This is a genomic window from Paenibacillus sp. J31R120 (genome assembly GCF_056269225.1).
Genome location: NZ_JBWDNN010000009.1, coordinates 129077 through 153132 on the forward strand (window position 1 = coordinate 129077; position 24056 = coordinate 153132).

Here is a 24056-nt window from a genome sequence, read left to right on the forward strand (position 1 = left end):
CGACGGACATGCTTATAGTACGTGTTCAAAAGTCGGGTTTTCAGCACCGAGAAGGTTGCGAGAACCTGAAGAAGGAGGAGCGGAGTGTAGGCAAACCTACATGAGCACCGGACTTCAAAGGTGAACGCAAGATTCGATGTCGAATACGCTTCTAGGCTGGCTTCGTGATCAAAAGACGACTTTTTGAACTACCTCTTATAGCATGGTCACAATCCCATATATTATAGCACTGTAAAGTAAGCGTTGCATCTGGGACCCGAAAAAAATCTGCGCCTCTTCCTGTGCCTTCCATCACATAACCGAGCCGTAACAAAAAAGCCGCTTGGCCCCTGGAAGTATTCTTCATTCCAAGAGCTCAAGCAGCTGATATTTATACTCGCTTCGCCGGTCGCAGCGGCAGTCTGCCTAGCCTGTCCAGAAGCCGCGCTACTAGGATGGAGACGATGGTCGTCAAGACGCATACGGCAATATAATGCACAAGTGAATGGTCTACTAGCAGCGGTTTCATTCCCGCAGCTCCAGCTACCCCCCGGACCGCTACCAGGACTGCCGGGTGGAGCAGATAGATCCACTGGGCAATCGCGCCTGCGCGGGGAGTAGAGTTGATCTTTATCCCCATAGCCATCCCGAATAGGGCGTATACCGCGGGCAGGAGTGCGATGTACATGCTGTCATGCCTTGGGTAACCGGCCTCTCGCAGCAAGATGCCCTCCAGGAACAGCAGCCCCATGCTGATTAAGAAAATGACGGGATATATATATCCCCCTTTTGCTTTTGCCGGACGCTTCCCCATGTACAAGCCCATCGCCAGAAAGACAGGAGCAAAGAAGAAGCCGTTGCGCGTATAATCGAATCGTGCGAACATCCATTCATACACCGCTTTGAGGTGGGACTCCCGCACAGCAAGACCATAGTAGCTGTCCCCCATCAGGCCAATGGCGTACAGCAAGCATACCCCTAACGCCAAAGCCCATAGCGGCAGCAGCCTGTACAAGCCATACACGATATAGACTCCGATGAACAACGCCGGCAGATACCATAAATGATAGAAAGTTCCGTCAATCGCGATATCCCTTGCAAGCACTAGCCAGTGAATGCCTTGATCGAGGTCGCCTTTATATACATTAAGAGGAAGATAGATCATGATGGCCGCCAAGTAGAGAAGGGCTACTCTCCGAGCATAACGATTGATCATGACGAGATCATCCCGGCCATTGCCCGTCAACTTCCGAAAGAGCAAGTAGCCGGAAGCCATGAAGAAGAACGGTACAGCCAAGCGGCCGAGTATGCCCGTAATCAAAAAATCGGCATATTCATCATAGGTTAGCAGAGGCCCTGTATGAATAGCGATGACGAGGAAGGAGGCCGCCAGCTTGACGAAGTCGATGCCTCCATATCGTCGATTAGCTCCCCTCGGTTGCATGATCATCATTTCTATATACGGTCACAATATAACCGTCGACATTATTGCCCGATACTTGGCAACGTCCGCTTACCGGCAACGGGATCTCCGTCTGCCCGGTCTCCATGGCTCTTACGTAATAGGCAGAAGCTTCTTCTATATCGCTATCAAGCTGAAGCCATTCCCCGGAAAAGTCGAATTTCTTCACATACTCTATATACTCCTCCAAGCAATAGCCCAAACGCTCCATCCCCTGCGCATGCGGCGTTCCCACATAACGATAGTGCCAAGGCTCGCATGCAATGCCCGTAAGCGCCCGCTTCCCCTCTTGATACCGCTGGACGAAGCCATAACGTGCCGCAGTTTGTTTAAAATCGAGACATTTCCCATCGTCCGGAAACGACGGCGCGATAAAGTCCAGCTCGCCCGCCTTCCGCTCGCCTACGTCAACAGCCAGTCCCGTCTGATGCTCGCTCCTGCCCGGCAGCGCAACATAACTGGCGGTATATTCCGGTCCATTGTCCCGGAGAGAGCCCTCATAGATCGCTTGCTGCTCCTCCTGCGGGCGGTAGCCGCTCACAACGATAATGTCGTCCGATGCCTGAACAGCGCTCAGCAATGCAGTCAGCTGCCGGAGACAAGTCGTCTCCAGTTCGATTGCAGGATCAATTGTATGCACTCTGTCAACAGCAGTCACAGGCGACAAGGCGACTGCCTCCTTTGCTGATTGCATAGGGTTCGCCGCATTCACGAGCAGCAAATGACCTCTATGCACCTCTTCCCGGTCCAACAAGAGCTTAGAGGACAGCACTGGTCTTGTTTTATTCACTGTGAACTGCGCGGATGCTCTCTCCATATCTATCCCCTACTCTCTATATATTCGCTCGACTCGTGAAGACAGCGATGTCGAGATTTCCTGCGGTACGGTCCCCATGTGCAGAGCGAGCTCTGCGGCCGCTATGAGATCCTCTCGCTGGCTTCCAATCAAGACAACCTCTGTGCCCGCTTCATACGAACGATCCAGAGAAATCATAAGCTGATCCATACAGATCTTGCCTACGATTCTTGCCCTTCGTCCTTCAATCAGCATTTCCGTGCCTTGCAGGCTCTGGGACCAGCCGTCCCCATAGCCAATCGGCACCGTCCCAATCCACTCGTCTTCTTCCGCGACATAGGAGTTGTCATACCCGATGCACTCCCCCTTCTGCAGCCGTTTCACTTGGATCAGCCTGCTGTACAGACTTAGTGCCGGACGCAGATTAATGCCTGGAACTAACTTCTCCGGATAGAAGCCGAACAAAGCCGCTCCTATCCGAACCATATCCATCGCAAGCTCGGGGAAGCGCAGCGCCGCATTACTGCCGGCGCAATGATAATGACCCACTTCTAGGCCAGAGGCCTGGCTCCATTCCTTCATCTCCATAAACTGGGCATATTGCAGCTTCAGAAAGCCAGTATCTTCCCTAGCGGAGGTGGCAAAGTGGGTATAGAAGCCGTCAACTTCGATAAATGCCCATTGCAGCCACGGCACAAGCTCGTCCCATTCCTCTTTGGTCCTAAATCCGATTCGCCCGAGTCCTGTGTCCGCCTTCACATGCACCTTCAACTTCTCCTTGCAGAGCGGGTCTCGTTGCGGCTTCATTTGGCGGAACCACTCCGCATGTGTCACAGTCACCATGAGTTGATGCTGGATTGCAATCATGACCTCCGAAGGATGGATCGGAGCCAAGATCAGGATCGGGAGCTCGATCCCCTGCGACCTGAGCAGCAGCGCCTCATCCAGATAAGCAACGGCCAGATGATCAGCTCCTCCTTGAACCGCGGCTCGCGCTGACTCTACGCTTCCATGTCCGTATCCGTCAGCCTTTACGACAGCCATCAGCTTGACACTCTCCGGCATAAGTCTGCGAATCTCGGCTGTATTTTCTCTGATCGCGCCAAGACTCACTTCCGCTCTTGTATCTCTATACATGTCATCACCTTGCGTATTGAACGGTCAGCTTGTCCGCATGACGCATAAACGCGTAATCAATCAGCTTTTCGATCAGTTCGCTGTATGCCGTTCCGTTTGTACGCTCCCACATTACGGGATACATGCTCGTTCCCGTAAAACCTGGCAGGGCGTTAACTTCGTTCAAATAAATATGGCCGTTCGCATCCAGGAAGAAGTCCACCCGCGCAAGCCCGGAGCAGCACAGCACGCTATAAGCTTGAACCGCATACTCCCGAATTTGCTCCATAGCGCCTGCAGGCAACTCCGCCGGAATCGACATAACCAGTTCCTTGTCCATATATTTCGATTCAAAGTCGAAGAAGCGATGGCGATGAATGAACTCTCCCGGCAAGGAAGCAAGCGGGCGCTCGTTGCCCATGACTGCGACTTGGATTTCCCGTCCCGCCACTTCCCGCTCAATCACTAGCTTTTTGTCAAATCGGAACGCAAGCTCGATTCCCCGGATAAGCGCGTCTCTATCCTCGCAGCGGCTAATCCCTATGCTGGAGCCGAGCGTCGCCGGCTTGACGTAGCATGGATAGCCCAGCGCCTGCTCCAGCTGATCCAGCCATTGCTCCCTCTCCTCACTCCATTGCTCCAGACGGAAGCTGAGATGGTCCGTCTGCCGGATACCCGCCTGTGCCAGCAATTGCTTGGATACAGCTTTATCCAGCGTCAGGGCAGCTGACAGCACGCCATTGCCGACATAAGGAATATCCAGCAATTCCATAAGCCCTTGAACCGTACCATCCTCTCCATTCGATCCGTGAAGCAGCGGCAGCACAACCTTCTTGTTCTCTCCCGACATATAACGCAACAATACCGAGCCCATCGATTGCGAAGGCGATACGGATTCTGGCTCCATCACCAGCTCATCGATGATTTCACGCGGGTACTCCTGTATACCTGAGCAGCACCATGCCCCCTCCTGCTGTGTAATGTAGATTGGATACACATCGAACTTCTCGCGATCGATCGATCCCAGGACTGTGAATGCCGTTCTGAGCGAAACTTCGTGCTCTACCGATTTGCCGCCATATATAACAAATAATTGGGTTTTCATAAAAAATAGCCTCCTACGCTCGACTGATTACCTGTTACCAAGATAACCGTCAAACGTTAAGAGGCTTGTAAGCGAAACTTAAAAAAAACTTAAGTTAATATGAGGTTTGATTATGAACTTCCTTAAGATCCGGCACATCATGCATCGCAGCTAAGCATACTAGCCGAGCTCCGGCTTCCCCTCATGCCGTGCCTCGTCCGACTCGCGGCCGACCACAATGCGCTGCATAGGAAGTGCAAGCTGCACGCCTTCTTCCTTAAGAATTTGGAGCATGGCCAGCTGTGTCTCCTGACGAACAGTGAGATGATCCTTCCATGCCGTCGTCTTCGTGAAGTAATAGAGCATGATGCCGAGGCTGCTCTCCTTGAATTCATTGAACTTGACCATAACCGTCTGATCGTCGATTTCCTCGTTAGTCATTAAATAGCGTTCAATGTGGTCAATAGCCGCAGTCAGCCGGTCCGCATCCGTATCCAGCGCCACATTCAGCGTAAACGTGATGCGCCGTCTCCCCATCCGGCTCCAATTCGTAATCGGCTGATCGGCAAGTGTAGAGTTAGGCACTGTGACCAGCGCATCGGCAAATGTGCGAATCTTGGAGCTTCGGAATGTAATATCTTCTACTACTCCCTCTGTTGAAGGCGTCAAGATCCAATCTCCTTTGGAGAAGGGCTTCTCTAGAATGATGATGACCCCGCCCAGAATATTACCCATTGTATCCTTGGCCGCCAGCGCCAGTGCGAGACTCCCTAGCCCCATCCCCGCAACCACCCCGTTAATATTGAAGCCCCACTCCGAAATCACTGCCGTTATGGCAACAACGATTACAACGAAACGGGCAGCCTTCGACAGAAACGGAATCAGCATGCTGGAGTCGTCTCCGCCAAATCGCTTAAGCGCTCCTTCCATAAATACGGACGAAGCAGCGGACAGATTATACAAGCCAGCACCGATCAAGAGAATCATGCCGCTGCGGAACAGCTTATGCACCACAAGCAGGAACGTCCAATGAGCCGGGATGTAATAGAGGATGGCCAAATAAGCGCCCAGCAGCACAAACAAGCCGCGAAGCGGCTTCTCGAATGCTTCCAGCACGCGTGCAGCCAGCTCCATTCGCGCCAGCCTTCGCATCAGGAAGGTGAACAAAAACCGGACAAATAATCTGCGGAACAACAGAAACAACAAAAATATACCGATGGCAATGCCGAGATCAAGCAATCGCCATACTTCAACCTTATGCATGATCCAATCCATAGTGACCATAGTGTATTGCAGCTCCTTTCCGGACGCTCACGGCAAGGGTTCGGCATGTTAATGCTGAGCGTCTGCGTAAAGTCTTATTTTAACATAGTTTTAAAATGACCGTCGAAGCAGCATACCCTCCGCAAATGTACAAGAATATTTGAGGAATATCGTACCAATGACCTAGCCAGTCGTGTTCATTTTTGGGCCTTAGATGCCGTTAAATATAGAGAGAGAAACAAAAATCCACCTACGAAAGGAAAGGGATGTAGTGAAATTGAGTTCAAGTTGGGGCAAGTCGCTTATGAACGCGCGCAAATCGCTGGCAGCCATGATGGCGTTCGTCCTCGTCATGTCCAGCCTTGCAGGCGTTGCAAGCGCCGCGGAGGAGACCATAACCGGAATAGAGTTGGATTACGATTCGTCGGATTATAACTCAGGCACATCATCGCTTGTCATGTTTGTAGAGGATGACAAAGTTAATGTATCCGTTCTGGCAAGTCTGTCGGGATCGTCATCCAAAAAAGACGTGACCACGGATGCCACATGGAAAACATCCAATAGCTCTATCGTTAAAGTTGAGAAGGGCGTACTGACCGGGGTCGGCAAAGGCACGGCAACGATCAGCGCTACGTATAAAGGATTTACTGCTTCGATCAAAGCCACTTCCGATTATGTCTATGACGAAGTCATCATTATGCAGGATGATCAAGCGGCTCCCGCATCGATCGCGGACATCAAACTGGGTGAATCGTTGACCTTCACTCTTGATGGCAAGAAACAAGGAAACGTGACCAACATTACAACCGACGCGACATGGACGACATCGAGCGCATCCGTAGCAACGGTAGCCGATGGCAAAATTACGCTCGTCGGAACAGGAACAACAACGATTACCGCCAAGTACAAAGGAAAAAGCGATACGGTAAAGCTCACCGTTACGTCTCCTTACAAGGGCATCGAGATCTTGCCGAAGCCTGCCCATGATCTACTGGAGCTTGAGATCGGCATGGATGATCATAACTTGCAAGCCATTGCTGAACCTAAAACCGGCGGAACGCAAAATGTAACCGAAGACGCAAAGTGGACAAGCGGCAACACGAAAGTGCTGACTGTCGAAAAAGGCGTAGTCACAGCAGTCGGAACTGGTAAAACAACCATCACTGTCAGCCATCTCGGCGTGACGGATACCCTTACCGTCGTGGTAAGGACACCTTATCAGTCCATCAAGCTTTCTCCGGAGAAAGAGTTCCACCTACAACTGCAAGACACGCCGCTTCAAGTGCGAGCGGAAGTACTGAACAATGACAATGTATCTTATGACATAACAGACGTAGGCGAATGGACATCCTCTGATGTGACAGTAGCAACTGTCGTACAAGGCAGAGTGATGCCAAAAGCGGTTGGCACGACTAAAATTACCGTATCGCATAAAGGCGTCAGCAAGAGCATTGATGTCACCGTCTATCCGAGCATTACGAAGCTGAAGGTAGAGAAGGAAACCATCGACGGATTCAAAGGCATTAGCGCCGCGCTTCCGAAAGTAACGGCTACGACCTTTGACGGATCTAGCGTTGACGTGTCGAAGCTGGTCAAGTGGTCGGTAAAGGATGACGACATTGCAGAAATCAAAGGCAATGAATGGACAGCCAAAGAGCTGGGCGAAACAACGTTTACAGCTACGCTCCAAGGCATGAAAGTAGAGACCAAACTTATCGTTCATCTGAAGCCGGTCAAGCTGATAGCTGAGAACAAAGATTTGAGCATCGTGCTGGGACGCTCCACAACACTGCCAACAGTGACCGTCATCTATGAAGACGGCGAGGAAGCAGATATTAGCAAATCGATCGAATGGAAAACAACATCGGACAATATTCTTCTTCTTGAGGACAGCATGAAAGGCCTTGAGGCTTCTACGGTAACACTAACCGGTACTTACCTCGCGAAGACCGTATCGGTACGTGTGAAGATCGAAGAAGAAATCGTAAAGCTGGAAGTAGATCCGACCGTCATTGAGCTTAATCCTGGACGCTCTAAGTCCATCAAAGTAACCGGTTATTACAAAAATGGCAAAAAAGTATCCGTCGGCTCCAGAATTGACTGGGCAGTTGCCAATACGAAGATAGCAACGGTAAGCGGAGCTTCCTCCGTCAAAGCAATCGACGTAGGCACGACCAAAGTAACAGGCTCCTATCAAGGCAAACCGATTGAAGTGACGGTTATCGTTACGCCGAAGCTAAAGTCGCTGCAGATGTCCGCTAAGTCTGTGCAGCTAGGAGCAGGCGGCACGTACAACGTAACCGTCCAGGCCGTCTACTATACCGGCAACCCGGCGAACGCCACTGGCAGCGCTGTATGGACGTCCTCCAAGCCAACCGTCGCCACGGTTAAGGATGGCAAAATTACAGCGGTTGCCAAAGGAACAGCCTCGATCAAGGCCACATTCGGAGGCAAGAGCGCAACCATCCGTGTTACGGTTAAATAAGATCGTTAACAATAAGGCCCTCTGTCATATGACAGAGGGCCTTTTTCTATGCTTCTTATGCGTAATGACAAGCTGCGAAGTGTCCTTGACCAACATCTACCAGCTTCGGCTCGTCGGTCTTGCATTTCTCTGTCGCGATCGGGCAGCGAGTATGGAACTGGCAGCCGGACGGCGGGTTGATCGGACTCGGCAGATCGCCCTTCAGGACGATACGCTCGCGCTCCGCTTCTACCTTCGGATCTGGAATCGGAATCGCCGACAGCAGCGCTCTTGTATAAGGATGGCGCGGATTGTCGTACAGCTCGCTGCTTTCCGCAAGCTCAACAATCTTGCCAAGGTACATAACGGCTACACGGTCGCTGATATGCTTAACCATAGACAGGTCATGCGCGATAAACAAATAGGTCAGCCCCATCTTCCGCTGCAGTTCCTGCATCAGGTTAACGACCTGCGCCTGAATGGATACGTCAAGCGCGGAGATTGGCTCATCGGCAATGATGAATTTCGGATCTACCGCGAGAGCGCGGGCAATCCCGATACGCTGGCGCTGGCCGCCGGAGAACTCATGCGGATATCTCGTCGCATGGTCAGAATTCAAGTTAACCAGGTCAAGCAAATCCTCAACCTTGCGCTTGCGTTCGGCTTTGCTGCCGGCCAGATTGTGAATGTCCAGCGCTTCACCGATAATATCACCTACCGTCATACGCGGGTTCAGCGATGCATACGGGTCCTGGAAGATCATCTGCATATTGCGGCGCAGCGCCTTCAGCTCGGAGCCGCGAAGCTTGTAAATATCCTTCCCGTCGAATGTAACGCCGCCGCTAGTCGGCTCGTACAGACGGAGAATGGTACGTCCGGCAGTCGATTTGCCGCAACCGGATTCGCCTACGACACCAACCGTCTCGCCGCGTCCGATATCGAACGAGATTTCGTTAACGGCTTTTAGAATATTACCTTTGCCCAAGTTGAAAAACTTGCGCAAGTCATTGACTTGAACTAATGGGGAGCTCATACCGGCACCTCCCGATTGGCATATGGATGCAGCATCCAGCAAGCAGCCGAATGGGAGTCGCTTCCCTTGATCGCATGCAGATTCGGATCGTTGTCCACGCAAACTTTCATCGCTTCGTCACAGCGTGCGCAGAAGCTGCAGCCCGCTGGCGGCTTAATCAAATCCGGCGGCGTGCCCGGAATCGGGATAAGCGGCTCGTCTTTCCTTTGATCCAGACGAGGCAAGGAACGCAGCAAGCCTCTCGTATACGGATGCTGCGGGTTGGAGAAGATCTCCCACTTAGTGCCTTGCTCCACGATGCGGCCCGCGTACATAACGATTACACGGTCGCACACATCAGCGACGACACCAAGGTCATGCGTAATGAGAATAATAGAAGTGCCCATTTTTTCCTGCAGGTCCTTCATGACGCGCATGATTTGCGCTTGAATCGTAACGTCGAGAGCCGTCGTAGGCTCATCGGCAATCAGAAGCGAAGGATTGCAGGCCAATGCGATTGCGATCATAACGCGCTGGCGCATACCGCCGGAGAATTGATGTGGATATTGCTTAATACGCGCTTCAGGATTCGGAATACCGACCAGATTGAGCATCTCGATCGCGCGAGCTGTAGCATCGCTTTTACTTACATTCTGGTGCTTGATCAAGCCTTCCATGATCTGAGCGCCCACAGTAAGCGTCGGGTTCAAGGATGTCATCGGGTCCTGGAAGATCATACCGATCTTATTGCCACGCACCGATTGCATTTCCTTTTCCGACAAAGAAAGAAGCTCTTGTCCTTCGAATTTGATCGAGCCTTGTTTGATGCGGCTTGGCGGCGATGGGTTCAATCTCATGATGGATTGAGCTGTGACGCTTTTACCGGAACCGGATTCGCCTACGATAGCGACCGCTTCTCCTTTGTTCACATGGAAGCTGATGTCGCGAATCGCTTGCACCTCACCGCTATACACGTCAAAGGAGACACTTAAATTGTTAACTTCCAGCAAGGTCTTCATTGGTGGTGACCTCCTCTCAGCCAGGCTATATAATTATTTTTTCAGCTTCGGATCGAATGCGTCGCGCAGTCCGTCACCGAAGACGTTAAAGGCAAAAATCGTTAAGCTTAGGAAGAATGCAGGGAAGAACAGGCGCCATGGATAGATCGACATCGCTTTAACACCGTCGTCAATCATTGTACCCCATGAAGCAACAGGGGACTGTACACCAAGGCCCAAGAAGCTCAGGAACGCTTCCGTAAAGATTGCAGTGGGTATCGTCAATGTCAGTGTGACAAGAATCGGCCCCATCGCATTGGGAATCAAATGGCGGAAAATAATACGCATTGCCCCTGCGCCCAGAGATTTGGAAGCAAGCGCATATTCCTGGTTTTTGAGCTGCATAATTTGACCGCGTACAATCCACGCCATATTGATCCAGCCTGTAATGGACATCGCCACAATGATTGTGGTCAAGCTTGGCTCCATAACAACCAGCAACAGAATAACAACAAGCAGGTAAGGGATGGAGTACAGGATTTCAGCGAAACGGTTCATAACCTCGTCCACTTTACCGCCATAGTAGCCCATAATACCGCCATAAATAATCCCGAGGATCAAGTCGATCAATGCGGCTACTACACCGACGAACAACGATACCTGCGCACCCTTCCATACGCGCTCGAACATATCGCGTCCAAGGTCATCTGTTCCGAACCAATGCGTACCATTAGGCGGCTGGTTGGTGTTCGTCAAATCATTAGTGAAGTGGTCAAATGGCCAAATAAAAGGCATAACAATGGCCACCAAGACCAGTGTAATGATAATCCAGAAACCTGCCATCGCAAGCTTATTGCCCATCAGACGCATCTTGATGTCTTGCCATGCCGTTAAGCTGGCGCGGCCCGCTTCGTCGACGCGCACTTCCGCACGCTCCAGCTTCTCGAACATATCTGGCGTTAAGGAATCCGAACTTTCTTTATGATTGGAATTCAGGTTTGACATCGATTATTTACCCACCTTTCCGCCGGCGCGCATGCGCGGATCCACTAGAACATAAGCGATATCTGCCAAGAAACGACTTACCATGAGAATCACGGCGTAAAAAATGGTAATGCCCATAATTAACGGGTAATCCCGATCTATGATACTAGTAACAAAGTGCTTTCCGACGCCCGGAATCGCGAAAATTTTCTCAACGACTACGGAACCGGTAATAATACCGGCGGTCAGATAACCCAAATACGTTACGACCGGAAGCATCGAATTCCGCAATGCATGCCTCACGATGATGACATATCCGGAAAGCCCTTTGGATTTGGCAGTTTTAATAAAATCAGCATTCAATACTTCAATCATCGTCGATCTAAGAAGCCTTGCGATAAATGCGATCGGACCTGATGCCAAAGCAATGGTCGGCAACACATAATCCATAGGACCGTTCAATCCAGCTACATTAAACCACCCTAGCTTGGTTGCCAGGGAATATTGCATGACAGGTGCGAGTACGATACTCGGTATAGCTAAGCCAATAACGGCTAATGACATGGCCAAGTTATCAAGTAGCTTACGATGATACATGGCTGCGAGAATACCCAAGATGCATCCAACAATTACGGATGTGACAAGCGCGGAAAGACCTAATCGAAGAGAAGGACCAAACGATTGGGAAATCATCTTATCAACGGATTGGAACTTTTTCTTCATGGAGATACCCATATCGCCTTGAACAAGGTTTTTTAAATAGGTGCCATACTGTACATAAAGCGGCTTATCCAAGCCGTAATACGCTTCCAAGTTTTTCTGAACGGCCTCGCTTGTCGCCTTCTCCGATTGCAGCGGGCTGCCGGGGATGGCATTCATAAGCAAGAATGTCACCGTTACGAGTAAAAACAAAGATATGAGCATGAAAACAAACTTACCTGAAATGTAACGGAGCACACGATCACCCACTCTCTCACAATCTTTATTTCCATTTCAAAAGGGTATATATAGAGACTATATATACCCTTCTGGAACTTAAGTTACTCTAAGTTAGTCGCTATAGATAGGACAGGTTGAGTGACCTATTTTTTGCTGCCGTGTACCCAGTCAATATGTCCGGAGTAATCGGAGATAACGCCTTCGATGCCTTCTTTAATCATTGTTACAGTGGTGTAATAGAACGCTGGCAATACGCCCATGTCTTCTTCGATAGCAATTTTCTCAGCTTCCGCCATCATTTTCATGCTTTCTTCAGGGCTGTTTGCTACCAAAGAGCCGTCAAGCAGCTGCTCGACTTTAGGGTTGTTGTATTTGCCGTCATTGTTGCCGGATTTCGGGTGAATCAGGTCATACGTGAAGTTGATCGGGTGGTTGATGTCAGCGCCCCAGCCGGAACGTGCGATATCGAATTGACCCGCTTTTCTGGATTCCAGGAATGTACCCCACTCTTGGTTAGCCAGCTTCACTTCTACGCCCAGGCTCTTGCGCCACATGTCAATGACTGCTTCAGCCAGTTTCTTGTGACTTTCGGCCGTGTTGTACAGAAGCGTTACTTCAGGGAATGCAGTGAGGCCCAGCTCAGACAGACCTTCTTCAAGCAATTTTTTCGCTTCTTCTACATTCTCTTGGTAATAGTTATCCGGATATACTTCACGGAACATTTTGCCTTCTGGACCAGCAATGGATGGCGGTACCAGACCGAATGCCGGTTGTTGGTTCGCTTGAGCCACGTTGTCAATCAGGGATTGACGGTCGATGGACATCGAGAATGCTTTACGAACTTTTGCGTTGTTGAAAGGTACTTTGTTGTTGTTGAACAGGTAGTAGTAAGTCGAAGCAACAGGTGTCACTTCAGCTTTGCCTTCGTCGACCAGTTTTTTCGTCAGATCCGTTGGTACGGAACCCGCTTGAGCACCGATCCAGTCGATTTTGTTTGTTTCAAACAATTGGTAAACCGTGTTCTCGTCTTCAACAAGGGAAATGGTAACTTTGTCGAAGTTGATCGCATCTTTGTTGTAATAGTCAGGGTTTTTCTCAAGGACCAGCTTGTCAGCATGAGCCCATTGTTTCAGAAGGAAAGGACCGTTCGATACGATCGTTTTCGCTTCAGCAGCCCAATCAGCAGCACCTTCTACAGTAGCCTGGTGAACTGGCAGGTATGTGTAGTGAGCCAGAAGGCTTGGGAAGTAAGGAGCTGGCGTGTACAATTTAACTTCCAGCGTGTAATCGCCAGTAGCTTTAACGCCTACTTCGTCAGCGGAACCTTCACCGGAATTGTATTTCTCGCCGTTCTCCAGGTAGAACAACATGTATGCGTATTCGGAAGCTGTCTCTGGGTTCAAAGAACGTTTCCAAGCAAATTCAAAGTCATGTGCAGTTACAGGGTCACCATTGCTCCACTTTGCATCTTCGCGAAGGGTGATCGTGTATGTTTTGCCGTCTTCAGAAGCCTTGATTTCTTTTGCAAGTGCATTCTCAGGCTCGCCTTTAGTGTTCAGACGAGTAAGACCTTCGTAAAGACCTGCAGCTACGATGCTGGACTGAGCGTCCGTCATCAATGCAGGGTCCAAGCTAGGTGGCTCGCTCGCAAGTGTGAAACGGAACTCTTGAGGTGCTTTTGTCTCTCCCCCGTTGTTCGCGCCGCCGTTGTTCGAAGGCGTTGGCTTGTTGTTGTCGCTAGAGCAAGCTGCGAGCAGCATGCTGAAGGCGATTACGAGCACAAGCATGAATTGCACTGGCTTTTTGAAATTTTCTTTCACCAACATCAACTCCCACTTTCTATAATAATTTTTTTAAAACCGTAAGTAATGAGATAACGCTCACATATTGCATGGATGTAACAATAATTAACATGGTTTTAATAATTATTCGACGTTAAACAATATACAACTTCAATTGAACAATTGTCAACTATTCGATGCGCTTAAATCCTTCCAACAAACGTTTTTACTATGTCCTATTGGAGAGAATTTATGAGCGAAGTGGATTAATTATTCATTCCGGCTTGTCTTTACTACGTCAGTACATATAAGCGTTAAAACATTCTAGAATTAATGCATACAAGCATTAATGCAGGCTAGCATTAATGCTTGTATGCAATAACCCGACCCTGTGTTAATACATATGCGCATTAACACAATACGGCTTTAACGTATATTATAGAAGAAACTCATTTCGCACATGTCAATTCGACGAGTTGAAACTCATGTTATGCGCTTACTCCATCAGACAATTCCTTTGATTTTCATTTTCCTTAAATGGTATATTATAGAATTTATAATATTTCATGTATGAATGAAATAAAAAACCATCGATTCCCAATAAACCATGTCTATCGTTCGTTTTTTCCTTCATTTCATACCCCAATATTCGTTTTTTGAAACACTCGGCTCTGAATAAGCTATACTGCGTACTTGGGTCGCCCTTACGACATCTTATACTAAACCTTTTTATGAACAATTGCAGCACACGTAAAAAGTTACCAAATTATCTTATGAGAACACTTTCATCAACTATATAAACTTATAATGATTTTGACCAACTATTACACTCCGTAATCATTTGCCATCTCTTTTTTACACTATTTCCATCATTTGTTGGTTTTTCGAATACAAAAAAGCTCCCGGCTTTCATAGCCGAGAGCTTTCTAATGGGACCGTTTATTAGTATGTGATACCCGGGTAAAGCGGGAACTTAGCCGTCAGATCGCGTACCATGCCTTTAGCTTGATCCAGCACTGCTTGATCTTCCGGGTTCTTCAGAACCAACGCGATTACCTCTGCGATTACCTTCATGGCATCTTCATTCATGCCGCGAGCAGTCGCTGCAGGCGTGCCTACACGAATACCGCTAGTCACAAACGGGCTAGTTGGGTCGAAAGGAATTGCATTTTTATTCACCGTAATGCCTACTTGATCAAGAACATGCTCCGCAACTTTTCCTGTAATATTCAGGTTGCGCGTATCGATCAGCATCAGGTGGTTGTCTGTGCCGCCAGAGACGATGTTGATGCCTTTGGAGACCAGCTCTTCAGACAGAACTTTGGCATTGGTCACGACATTCTGTTGATACTCTTTGAAAGAAGGCTGCAGAGCCTCGCCGAATGCTACCGCTTTTGCAGCGATAATATGCATCAGAGGACCGCCTTGGGAACCTGGGAATACCGCTTTATCGATAGCCGCTGCCCATGGTTTTCTGCACATAATCATGCCGCCGCGAGGTCCGCGAAGTGTCTTGTGCGTCGTAGTCGTAACAAAATGAGCATGCGGAACCGGACTTGGATGCAGACCAGCTGCAACCAGACCTGCGATATGCGCCATGTCGACCATGAACAAAGCGCCTACTTCGTTGGCAATCTGGCCGAGTTTTTCGAAATCGATAATGCGCGGGTAAGCACTAGCGCCTGCAACGATCATGCGAGGGCGATGCTTGAAAGCAAGCTTGCGCACTTCTTCATAATCAATGGTGAAGGAATCTTCTTGAACGCCGTATGCCACGAAGTTGTACAGCAAGCCGGAAGCGTTGACAGGGCTGCCATGCGTCAAGTGGCCGCCATGAGCCAGGTTCATACCAAGCACCGTATCGCCAGGCTTCAGAGCTGCCAGGTATACCGCCATATTCGCTTGTGCGCCGGAATGCGGCTGTACGTTAACATGCTCAGCGCCGAACAGTTCCTTCGCACGATCGCGCGCAATATCTTCGACGATATCGACATGCTCGCAACCGCCATAGTAGCGTTTGCCCGGATAGCCTTCCGCGTATTTGTTCGTTAGTACGGAGCCCATTGCCTCCAGTACCGCTTCGCTTACGATATTCTCCGATGCGATTAGTTCAATGTTGTCGCGTTGGCGTTGAAGCTCAAGGCCCATCGCCTTCAATACTTCTGGATCTTGCTTGCGTAATTGTTCCACCTTTAGTTCCTCCTTGTATCAATGCTTGTATAATAGCGAAAACACACTTTCATATCGCCAAAGCGTCCTTCGCGCAATCACCTTACTTACTCGCATAGCCCAGCTTTTTGTTCTGCTCTCAAGCTGCTGCTCTCGTCATAGACCGCTCTCGCTCCGCCGATTAGCTTCGGCCTCGTGATCGCCATCGTAACGTGAGCTTCGCCAATCGTCTTAATGGACGGTCTCACTGGAACGGCAACCCGCTTCAAATGCATACCGATGAACGTATCGCCAATGTCGATGCCCGCATGTGCTTCCAATTGCTCAACCAGACAAGGCTTGGCGAATTGTCCATATGCATAGGCCGCCATGGAGCCTCCCGCCTTCGGCACAGGTACAGCATGGACAACGTCAAGTCCGCGCCGCACGGCCTCATCTTCTTCGATAACCAATGCACGATTCAGATGCTCGCAGCACTGATACACAGGAACAAACGGAATCTGCTTTCTGACCGCTTCAACGCCTGCATAGACAGCCGCCGCCGTCTCCACAGCTCCCGATGTACCGATTCGATGACCAAGCACCTCACTCGTACTTACCCCAATAATCAGGAGATGGCCCGCTCCCAGCTTGCCGGCTAGCGCAAGCTCTCTGATAACGGTCTCTACTTGCCCAGCAATTGCCGCTTGTTGCTCATTAGGTTCATTGCTCATTCAGTCACGCCTCCTTCCCTGAAACCAGCTGTTAGGGATGAATGGAGAAGCGCTTCTCCAGTTGCATAACTTTGTCGATGCGGCCTGCATGACGACCCGCATTCGAGAATGGCGTCTCCAGCCACACTTTCACAATCTCTCCGGCTACACCAGGTCCGATGACGCGCTCGCCCATAGCTAAGACATTCGTGTCATTATGCTCCCGAGTCGCTTTGGCCGAGAAAATATCATGCACCAACGCACAACGAATGCCTGGATACTTGTTCGCAGCGATGGACATGCCAATGCCTGTACCGCAAATCAATATGCCGCGATCCGCCTTGCCGCTAGCCACCATCTCGCATACCGGCAGCGCATAATCCGGATAGTCGACCGACTGCTCGCAATCGCAGCCAACATCCTCAATCTCATGACCCAGTGCTTCAATAATCGGAACAAGCTCATCCTTCAAACGGTAACCGCCGTGATCGGCGCCAATCGCAATCTTCAATGTGAACACCATCCTGCCTTAAGTTGTAAGAGTCATTGCTTCCTGCAAATAACCTATGGTGATAGTATACCTTGTTCCGGCCAAAAAGACGAAAAAAAGAGCAAGACATGCTTATTCAGCATGCTGCTCTTTGCCCAGGCGACCGGCCGTATATTCCGATGCTCCACCGTGGTTAGCCCACTTCCGTCGCCAGTTACATCGGAAACTCTTTTGTCTCCATCATCATAGCTCATATCTGTTCAGAAATCAATCGTTTCGAACGTCTAATTACGGACGTTTCGACAGCTTGTCGAGGAGCTTCTGAATGGAAGCTTCAATCTCGCGGGAGCAGCTGTCATAGACGGATTGCGTCCCTCCGAACGGATCGGCGATATCGAAGCTTGGAATACGCTGCTCCAGCTCCAACAGACGCTGTCTCTCGGATGTGCTGAGCTGCTGGCCAAGCGCGCTTTTCATCTGCATTTCGGTATAAAGACCTTCCAGCTCCAATATATCCTGCAGCACGCTGTCATCCTGATAGGCGAACTCTTTGAGCGTATACGTCTTGTCGACCGCACCCGGATGATAATGTAGCAAAGAACGCTTATGGCTTGAGGTCATGGTTAAAATCAAATCCGCCCAATCCACAGCCTCAGCGGTTATCGCCCGCGAGGAGCCTGCATGCTCAATGTCCCTGAGCCTGAGCGTGGATAAGGTATTCGATGAGATCGGCAAGCCGTCGATCGTGGATACGCCCGCTGAGCGGACAGCTACCGTAATGCCCCGCACTGCGGCATGACGACGAAGCAAAGCCTCCGCCATGGGCGAACGGCAAGTATTCCCTGTACAGACGAACAAAATACGTTTCATTGCGCCAGCTCCTTTGTATGAACGGTTACCTTACACTACATTAGACAATAAATAATATGCCGAACACAAGCAATATGGCGCCGCCGCAAGCCTCCCCATATTCGCCCAGCTTGCTGCTTACCTTACGACCTAGCAATAGGCCCAGCATGGACATCATCCCGCCAAAAAAGCCGAATAACAATATGGTTAGCCATAAGTCGGCGGAAAACATCCCTAGCGTTACGCCTACCGAAAAAGCATCTACACTAACACTTAAAGCCAGGACAAGCAGTCCCAGCGACGAACGATGGTTGAAGGTCGGTACGCCTTCCCCGCGGATCGAGCTGTAGATCATATGACCTCCAAGCAGGAGGAGCAAGACACCGGCGGCGGTCGTGGCGACACTGCCCAGCAGCCCGCTCACGAATTGGCCTGTCAGCAAACCTCCGATGGGCATTAGAATATGAAAAAGTCCAATAACTGCGCCAAGCTTTACTATATCAAGCAGTCGAATGCCCTTCAGTCCAATGCCAAGACCGAGCGAGAACGCATCGAATCCAAGCGCCACAGCAATAATGAGCAGCGTCAAAAACTGCCCCATATACGCACTAACGTCCATTCGCACATCTCCCCTATGTATGGCCGCACTTACTAACCAACATATGCGGACATAGGGACAAACATACTACTTGTCTAATGCAATGATTGTACCGCCGGCTGCCTTCACCAGGCGGTTCATAAGTGCGCCGCCAATCCCTTCCGAGAGACAAGCCTCGGACCATATGCGGCCAATCCCAGCTTCATCGAATTGGCGAAGCGCTCCGTAGAGACGATGGGCTGCTTCCTCCAGCTTGCTCTCGCTGCCGAGATCCAGCACAAGATCGGCTTCATAACGGCTTGACCGCTCACTGAAGGACAGCACGCCGGTAACCACACCGTCTGCCTTCGACTGTCTGGCCTGTTCATTCACATACGAGATGACAGCCTCGGGCTGACCCTGTATGATGGAAAGCTCGCCTTTCGGCGCATAATGCGTATACTTCATGCCAGGCGATCTCGGTTTCTCTGGCGCTGCGCTTGACTCAGGCTCGCTAATGATCTCCGCATCCGGGAAAGCAAGGCGAAGCGCTTCTTCCGTCACGCCGCCCGGTCTCAATACGCGAATGCCGCGTTCTCCTTCCAGCTCGACCACTGTCGATTCCAGTCCGACGCCTGTAGCGCCGCCATCCAAGATGCCATCTATGCGTCCATACAAATCCTCCATCACATGCCCGGCAACTGTCGGGCTGGGCCTGCCGGAGCGATTCGCACTCGGTGCGGCTACCGGGCATCCTGCCAGCTTGATCAGCTCCAGTGCAACAGGATGATCGGGCATGCGGATGCCAACCGTCCGAAGATTGGCTGTCACAAGGGGTGACAATACATCCGGACGCACCGGCAGCACGATCGTAAGCGGTCCCGGCCAGAACCGCTTCATCAGACGTCCCGCAAGCGGCGGATAAGGGAGGACCAGCGCATTCAAGTCCGTCTCGCTAGCCACGTGTACGATAAGCGGGTTGTCCGATGGCCTTCCCTTGGCCTGAAAGATGCCTGACACGGCTTCCGTGTTGAGCGCATTGGCTCCAAGCCCGTATACCGTCTCCGTAGGAAAGGCAACAAGTCCGCCCTGTCTCAAGATGTCAGCGGCCTCCCGCAGCGCTTCTCCTGCCTCATTGTCACAACCGGGTGTTTGTTCTTTATCTTGAACGATCCAAACTTTCGTATTAATTGCCATATCTATTCAATCCTCTTACTTTGCCTATAGTGTCCATATCACCGCTATTATAGCACAATCGCATTGGAATAGAGCGCCTCTCATCAGGGACCACGCTGTACGAATAAAGGAAAAACGCCATCATTCCTATTGAGCTAGGAATAACGGCGCGCAATGGGGAATCTTAGAACAAGGATTTAATCCAGTCAATCAGCGACTGCAGCAGCTCCCATAGAAAAAACTTTGCTTTCGGCGCGTCCGTTCCATGATTCTCAGCCGCTGCTGTGATATCATTGTCTGCTGTATCCGCGTCTGCTGACACTGTCACCGCAGCGCTTTCTTGCACGGGACCGGACGCCGCTGAAGCTTCGCCAGACACAGCGTCAACAAAGCATAATGGAGGAAACAGCACGCACCACCAATTTTGCCCTTGTCCTTCCCCGATTGTAATCAGCAGCGCTTCATATTGGCCTGCAGGATAAACTTTGTTGCCGTACATTTTGGTCGGAAATTCAACCAGACCAAGCTCAGCACTGGAATCATAGGCGAAGCCCCTGTTCTGCAGCACACTCGCTACGAGCTGCTGCAGCTCCGGCAGCTTGGACTGAATAGTCGCACGGGCTTCTTCGATCGTCTGCTGCCCAGTCGCCCAGCTATTCATTGCTTTTACAACTTCATCACGCACAACACGCTTAACAAGCTGATCGGACGGACTGTCCGAATGAGCCAATATACGAAGCCGGATCGCTTCTTCGGGAATTCCGCCCTTGGCCAAGGCAGCATCCATCTGTTGCGATTCCCAGCTCATGATCAACACCATCAAAATCATTATAATAAAGCCATAGGATTTGCGATAAGGAAAACGAAAAGGGGAAACCGAACGATAGGAAGAATAGGAATAAGTACGGGACATGACACAAGCTCCTCTCGCGCACCCGCCGGTGCGTCTGCTTGCGTTCCGGAACGTCTCTATCCGTCATTATGCCCGTGAAGGCAAATCTATAAACCTATCAGGCTATTATAAATTCAAGTGGAATAAGAGAAGGAGAGAATAGCCCTATGCAAGAACCGCAGCCTTATAAAGCCTACCGTCCCTTGCTGCTTAGCCTGGCTTATCGAATGCTAGGTTCCCTCAGCGACGCCGAGGATATCGTTCAGGAGGTATTCCTGGATTATTATCAGTTGGACCGGAAGGGTATCGAGCATGAAAAAGCCTATCTGGCGAAAATGGTCACCAATCGCTGCTTGAATGAGCAGCAATCCGCCCGCAAGAGACGGGAGACGTATGTCGGCAACTGGCTGCCCGAACCTGCCGTGATCTACAGCGATCACGGGCAAGGCGATCCGGCTGACAAGCTTGAGCAGACAGAGACCATTACCTATGCCATGCTGGTTATGATGGAGAATTTAAGCGCCATCGAACGAGCCGTATTTGTGCTTAGAGAGACATTCGCCTTCGACTACTCGGACATTGCTGAGGTTGTTGGCAAGTCCGAGGCCAACTGCCGCAAGCTGCTGAGCAGAGCCAAGGAGAAGCTTGGCTTTCTGCCTGATACCCCCTCCTTCCCCAACAAACGAGCCCTGGAGCTAGCGGGCGCATTCATCCGGGCAGCGGAGACCGGCGACACAGCTGTGTTAGTTGGCATGCTGTCGGAAGACGCCATTATGGTATCAGACGGCGGAGGCAAAGTACGCGCCGCGATCTTCCCCATTCTGGGACGCGACCGCATTGTGGCGTTCTACGAGGGACTCGCCCGCAAAGGAAACCAGCCAAGCAGCGGGGCTTACATTCCTGCTATGGTCAGCGGGCAATCCGGTCTGCTGCTCATACAAGACGGGCATGCAGCCAGAGTGCTCACCTTCCAGTGGGACGCTTCCGGCGAGAAAATCAATCGAATCTATCTCGTTATGAATCCCGATAAGCTATCACATGTCACAAAAACGGATGCTAATTTGTCTTAGATATATAGCCGTTTCATATGGAATCGGCCACATCAGACAAGGAGTGTGGATGAAATGAGCAACCGAATAAATATCCATCAAGTGAATCCGGAGGCGTATGCAGCGATGAGCGGCATGGAGAAATTCGTTAGAGCCTCCAGCCTGGAGAAGCCGATCATTGAATTGGTGAAAATTCGCGCGTCACAAATAAACGGCTGTGCGTTCTGTATCAATATGCATACGAAGGAAGCACGGAGCGAGGGAGAAACTGAGCAGCGCATCTATGCGCTGAATGCTTGGAGAGATACATCGTTTTTTTCGGAGAAGGAGCAAGCTGCGCTGGCGTTGACAGAAGCGGTTACCCTGATCTCAACCCAGCATGTGTCTGATGCGGTATACCAAGAAGCATCCAAGCACTTCGATGACAAATCATTGTCCGAGCTCATCATGGCTATCGTTACCATTAACGGCTGGAACCGCATTGCCATTACAACCGGCTTGATGCCGGAGTAGACCTTCGCCCATCCTTTCAGATCACTCGAACAGAACCGCCCTCTCCGCATGCGATGCGAAAGGGGCGGTTCTTCGATTGGTGCAGTTATGCGGATAGACACTGACTATTGGCTGCGATTGAATCAACCAGGTCATGACTGCTTTGGCTTCGTACGCAGAGAACTCAGATTGCGCAATATCGCTTTGCCGGTCGGCGTCTGGGCAAGCCCTCCGCCGGCGGTCTCGCGATGCTTGTCCGGCATGGCGGAGCCCACCTCCAGCATCACCTGAATGACTTCATCCGACGGAATAGCGCTGCGCACGCCCGCAAGTGCCATATCGGCCGCCGCCAGGGCGGTCACCGCACCAAAGCCGTTGCGCACGATGCAAGGCACCTCCACCAATCCGCCGACTGGATCGCAGATGAGGCCCAGCGTGTTTTTGAGCGCTAGCCCTACCGCATGTACCGCTTGTGCGGGATTGCCGCCCTGCAGCTCTGTCAGCGCGCCTGCCGCCATTCCGATCGCGGAGCCAACCTCCGCCTGGCAGCCGCCTTCCGCGCCGGATACAAAGGAGTTATTCGCAATGACATACCCAATCGCGCCCGCCGCGAACAAGCCATAGGTCATATGCTCGTCCGACCAGCCGTAACGCTCCTGGCAGCTGACGAACACCCCGGGAATAATGCCGCAAGAGCCAGCCGTCGGCGTCGCAATGATGCGGCCCATGGAAGCATTCACCTCTGATACAGCCAGCGCATAGGCCATTGCATCTCCCGCGATGCCCAGATTGGAGTGAGATCGCTTATTGTAGGCAGCGACCCGCTGAGCATCGAGACCCGTTAGCCCGCTACGGGAAGTTGTGTCCTCCGTCAGTCCCCGCCGAACCGCATCCTTCATCACAGCATAATAATCGGCCATCTTCGCGAATTCGGCATCTGGTGATTGCCCGGATTCAGCGGCCTGCTCCGCAACCATCATCTCCCCGATGCTCGCGTCTTCATCGGCGCATAGCTTGGCTAGTTCATTCAGATGGCGAAACCTCATTCTCCTCCGCTCCTTTCGGCCCTTCCTCGGGACTTTGCAGCTTCTTCGCCGCCGAAAATTTATCTGTAATATCGACCACACGGATCGTCTGAATCGCATGGATTTGCCTCAACTGGCTCAGCATATCTTCTGTAATGTCCGTGTCCAGCTCAATGACGGTCAACGCATCTCCGCTGCGGCTTTTCCGATCGACGGACATATAGCCGATATTGGAATGCTCCTCCTTCAGCTCACCCGTAATATCGGCAATCACTCCTGGGAGATCCGCATGGAAGAGCGCCAGCGTTGGATAGATCGCGGTCATTTTCACCCGGAAGCCGTTAATCTCTACGATTTCGATATTACCTCCGCCAATGGAAGTACCCACAGTCTCTATGCTCTCTCCCGCTGCACTTTCCAGCTTAATACGAGCCGTATTGGGATGCGGATACAATCCCTTTCCTTCGCGAAAATTGACCTCTATCCCCATCTCCTCCGCCAGTGAGATTGCATCCGGGATACGGACGTCATCCGTCGAGAAGTCAAGAATGCCGCCGATAATGGCAACATCCGTGCCATGGCCGGCATACGTAGCGGCGAAGGAGCCATAGAACGCGACGTCCACCTTCACAGGCGCAGCGCCAAGCAGATGCCTGGCTGAACGGCCGATTCGGGCGGCTCCAGCTGTATGCGAGCTTGATGGTCCGACCATAGCCGGACCGATAATCGAGAATACATCCTTGAATCTCATCGGACACCTGCTCTCG

At 51.0% G+C, this 24056-nt stretch carries 22 protein-coding genes and 1 riboswitch; of the genes, 3 read left to right on the forward strand and 19 right to left on the reverse strand.

All coding sequences use genetic code 11. The annotated features are described in order from the left end of the window. Positions 1–370: 370 nt before the first annotated feature. The 5 genes from AC0YNW_RS24835 to AC0YNW_RS24855 all read right to left on the reverse strand — a co-directional run bounded on the left by AC0YNW_RS24835 (position 371) and on the right by AC0YNW_RS24855 (position 5721). Positions 371–1423, reverse strand: coding sequence for an acyltransferase (locus AC0YNW_RS24835; protein WP_475834194.1), 1053 nt, complete (start codon positions 1421–1423; stop codon positions 371–373). Further along, on the reverse strand, positions 1404–2258 hold the full coding sequence (locus AC0YNW_RS24840) for a D-alanyl-D-alanine carboxypeptidase family protein (protein ID WP_475834195.1): 855 nt from the start codon (positions 2256–2258) through the stop codon (positions 1404–1406). The genes AC0YNW_RS24835 and AC0YNW_RS24840 overlap by 20 nt, the downstream gene beginning before the upstream one ends. A 9-nt stretch (positions 2259–2267) precedes the next feature. Then, positions 2268–3374 (reverse strand): alanine racemase, encoded by a 1107-nt coding sequence (gene alr, locus AC0YNW_RS24845; protein WP_475834196.1) that lies wholly within the window; start codon positions 3372–3374, stop codon positions 2268–2270. A gap of 4 nt (positions 3375–3378) precedes the next feature. Next, entirely contained in the window at positions 3379–4458 is a 1080-nt protein-coding gene (locus AC0YNW_RS24850; protein WP_475834197.1) for a D-alanine--D-alanine ligase family protein, read from the reverse strand. 159 nt (positions 4459–4617) lie between these two features. Then, positions 4618–5721: a mechanosensitive ion channel family protein gene (locus AC0YNW_RS24855; protein WP_475834198.1), complete on the reverse strand. Its 1104-nt coding sequence runs from the start codon at positions 5719–5721 to the stop codon at positions 4618–4620. Positions 5722–5977: 256 nt separating this feature from the next. Between AC0YNW_RS24855 and AC0YNW_RS24860 the strand changes: the two genes are divergently transcribed. After that, entirely contained in the window at positions 5978–8185 is a 2208-nt protein-coding gene (locus AC0YNW_RS24860; RefSeq protein WP_475834199.1) for an Ig-like domain-containing protein, read from the forward strand. A gap of 55 nt (positions 8186–8240) precedes the next feature. Here the strand turns inward: AC0YNW_RS24860 and AC0YNW_RS24865 are convergent, their stop codons facing one another. The 12 genes from AC0YNW_RS24865 to spoIIR form a co-directional block, all read right to left on the reverse strand. Next, entirely contained in the window at positions 8241–9197 is a 957-nt protein-coding gene (locus AC0YNW_RS24865; RefSeq protein WP_475834200.1) for an ABC transporter ATP-binding protein, read from the reverse strand. Then, positions 9194–10195, reverse strand: coding sequence for an ABC transporter ATP-binding protein (locus AC0YNW_RS24870; protein WP_475834201.1), 1002 nt, complete (start codon positions 10193–10195; stop codon positions 9194–9196). Before AC0YNW_RS24870 ends, AC0YNW_RS24865 begins: the two co-directional genes overlap by 4 nt. 33 nt (positions 10196–10228) lie before the next feature. Continuing rightward, positions 10229–11179, reverse strand: a complete 951-nt coding sequence (locus AC0YNW_RS24875) for an ABC transporter permease (RefSeq protein ID WP_475834202.1) — start codon at positions 11177–11179, stop codon at positions 10229–10231. A 3-nt stretch (positions 11180–11182) separates the two neighbouring features. Further along, positions 11183–12115, reverse strand: coding sequence for an ABC transporter permease (locus AC0YNW_RS24880; RefSeq protein ID WP_475834262.1), 933 nt, complete (start codon positions 12113–12115; stop codon positions 11183–11185). 125 nt (positions 12116–12240) lie between these two features. Continuing rightward, entirely contained in the window at positions 12241–13917 is a 1677-nt protein-coding gene (locus tag AC0YNW_RS24885; protein WP_475834203.1) for a peptide ABC transporter substrate-binding protein, read from the reverse strand. Positions 13918–14820: 903 nt separating this feature from the next. Beyond that, the gene (locus tag AC0YNW_RS24890; RefSeq protein WP_475834204.1) at positions 14821–16068 is read right to left on the reverse strand and encodes a serine hydroxymethyltransferase; all 1248 of its coding nucleotides are present in this window, start codon (positions 16066–16068) and stop codon (positions 14821–14823) included. A gap of 86 nt (positions 16069–16154) precedes the next feature. Further along, entirely contained in the window at positions 16155–16760 is a 606-nt protein-coding gene (locus AC0YNW_RS24895; RefSeq protein WP_475834205.1) for a TIGR01440 family protein, read from the reverse strand. Positions 16761–16791: 31 nt separating this feature from the next. Then, positions 16792–17250, reverse strand: a complete 459-nt coding sequence (gene rpiB / locus AC0YNW_RS24900; RefSeq protein ID WP_387478611.1) for a ribose 5-phosphate isomerase B — start codon at positions 17248–17250, stop codon at positions 16792–16794. Between the two features lie 125 nt (positions 17251–17375). Then, positions 17376–17457, reverse strand: a riboswitch (ZMP/ZTP riboswitch). A 60-nt stretch (positions 17458–17517) separates the two neighbouring features. Next, positions 17518–18099, reverse strand: a complete 582-nt coding sequence (locus AC0YNW_RS24905; RefSeq protein ID WP_475834206.1) for a low molecular weight protein arginine phosphatase — start codon at positions 18097–18099, stop codon at positions 17518–17520. Between the two features lie 40 nt (positions 18100–18139). Continuing rightward, the gene (locus AC0YNW_RS24910; RefSeq protein ID WP_475834207.1) at positions 18140–18697 is read right to left on the reverse strand and encodes a manganese efflux pump MntP; all 558 of its coding nucleotides are present in this window, start codon (positions 18695–18697) and stop codon (positions 18140–18142) included. Positions 18698–18763: 66 nt separating this feature from the next. Continuing rightward, positions 18764–19852, reverse strand: a complete 1089-nt coding sequence (locus AC0YNW_RS24915; protein ID WP_475834208.1) for an L-threonylcarbamoyladenylate synthase — start codon at positions 19850–19852, stop codon at positions 18764–18766. Positions 19853–20015: 163 nt separating this feature from the next. Then, positions 20016–20744 carry a stage II sporulation protein R gene (gene spoIIR, locus AC0YNW_RS24920; RefSeq protein ID WP_475834209.1) on the reverse strand — a complete coding sequence of 243 codons (729 nt, stop codon included), beginning with the start codon at positions 20742–20744 and terminating at the stop codon, positions 20016–20018. A gap of 146 nt (positions 20745–20890) precedes the next feature. Between spoIIR and AC0YNW_RS24925 the strand changes: the two genes are divergently transcribed. Continuing rightward, positions 20891–21793, forward strand: a complete 903-nt coding sequence (locus AC0YNW_RS24925; RefSeq protein ID WP_475834210.1) for an RNA polymerase sigma-70 factor — start codon at positions 20891–20893, stop codon at positions 21791–21793. Positions 21794–21847: 54 nt separating this feature from the next. Then, entirely contained in the window at positions 21848–22285 is a 438-nt protein-coding gene (locus AC0YNW_RS24930) for a carboxymuconolactone decarboxylase family protein (RefSeq protein WP_387478594.1), read from the forward strand. Between the two features lie 131 nt (positions 22286–22416). On the opposite strand, the gene sdaAA is transcribed toward AC0YNW_RS24930, so the two are convergent. Beyond that, complete coding sequence (sdaAA, locus tag AC0YNW_RS24935) at positions 22417–23310, reverse strand: L-serine ammonia-lyase, iron-sulfur-dependent, subunit alpha (protein ID WP_475834211.1); 894 nt, start codon at positions 23308–23310, stop codon at positions 22417–22419. Next, positions 23288–24040: an L-serine ammonia-lyase, iron-sulfur-dependent subunit beta gene (sdaAB, locus tag AC0YNW_RS24940; RefSeq protein ID WP_475834212.1), complete on the reverse strand. Its 753-nt coding sequence runs from the start codon at positions 24038–24040 to the stop codon at positions 23288–23290. The genes sdaAA and sdaAB overlap by 23 nt, the downstream gene beginning before the upstream one ends. Positions 24041–24056: the final 16 nt, after the last annotated feature.

What these genes read in the sequence shown, in the direction of transcription:
- AC0YNW_RS24850 (WP_475834197.1), bottom strand. Translation starts at nt 4,458, where the DNA reads ATGAAAACCCAATTATTTGTTATATATGGCGGCAAATCGGTAGAGCAC.
- AC0YNW_RS24905 (WP_475834206.1), bottom strand. Translation starts at nt 18,099, where the DNA reads ATGAAACGTATTTTGTTCGTCTGTACAGGGAATACTTGCCGTTCGCCC.
- AC0YNW_RS24865 (WP_475834200.1), bottom strand. Translation starts at nt 9,197, where the DNA reads ATGAGCTCCCCATTAGTTCAAGTCAATGACTTGCGCAAGTTTTTCAAC.
- AC0YNW_RS24925 (WP_475834210.1), top strand. Translation starts at nt 20,891, where the DNA reads ATGCAAGAACCGCAGCCTTATAAAGCCTACCGTCCCTTGCTGCTTAGC.
- AC0YNW_RS24915 (WP_475834208.1), bottom strand. Translation starts at nt 19,852, where the DNA reads ATGGCAATTAATACGAAAGTTTGGATCGTTCAAGATAAAGAACAAACA.
- sdaAB (WP_475834212.1), bottom strand. Translation starts at nt 24,040, where the DNA reads ATGAGATTCAAGGATGTATTCTCGATTATCGGTCCGGCTATGGTCGGA.
- AC0YNW_RS24835 (WP_475834194.1), bottom strand. Translation starts at nt 1,423, where the DNA reads ATGCAACCGAGGGGAGCTAATCGACGATATGGAGGCATCGACTTCGTC.
- AC0YNW_RS24930 (WP_387478594.1), top strand. Translation starts at nt 21,848, where the DNA reads ATGAGCAACCGAATAAATATCCATCAAGTGAATCCGGAGGCGTATGCA.
- AC0YNW_RS24870 (WP_475834201.1), bottom strand. Translation starts at nt 10,195, where the DNA reads ATGAAGACCTTGCTGGAAGTTAACAATTTAAGTGTCTCCTTTGACGTG.
- alr (WP_475834196.1), bottom strand. Translation starts at nt 3,374, where the DNA reads ATGTATAGAGATACAAGAGCGGAAGTGAGTCTTGGCGCGATCAGAGAA.
- AC0YNW_RS24895 (WP_475834205.1), bottom strand. Translation starts at nt 16,760, where the DNA reads ATGAGCAATGAACCTAATGAGCAACAAGCGGCAATTGCTGGGCAAGTA.
- AC0YNW_RS24840 (WP_475834195.1), bottom strand. Translation starts at nt 2,258, where the DNA reads ATGGAGAGAGCATCCGCGCAGTTCACAGTGAATAAAACAAGACCAGTG.
- AC0YNW_RS24875 (WP_475834202.1), bottom strand. Translation starts at nt 11,179, where the DNA reads ATGTCAAACCTGAATTCCAATCATAAAGAAAGTTCGGATTCCTTAACG.
- AC0YNW_RS24910 (WP_475834207.1), bottom strand. Translation starts at nt 18,697, where the DNA reads ATGGACGTTAGTGCGTATATGGGGCAGTTTTTGACGCTGCTCATTATT.
- AC0YNW_RS24855 (WP_475834198.1), bottom strand. Translation starts at nt 5,721, where the DNA reads ATGGTCACTATGGATTGGATCATGCATAAGGTTGAAGTATGGCGATTG.
- spoIIR (WP_475834209.1), bottom strand. Translation starts at nt 20,744, where the DNA reads ATGTCCCGTACTTATTCCTATTCTTCCTATCGTTCGGTTTCCCCTTTT.
- sdaAA (WP_475834211.1), bottom strand. Translation starts at nt 23,310, where the DNA reads ATGAGGTTTCGCCATCTGAATGAACTAGCCAAGCTATGCGCCGATGAA.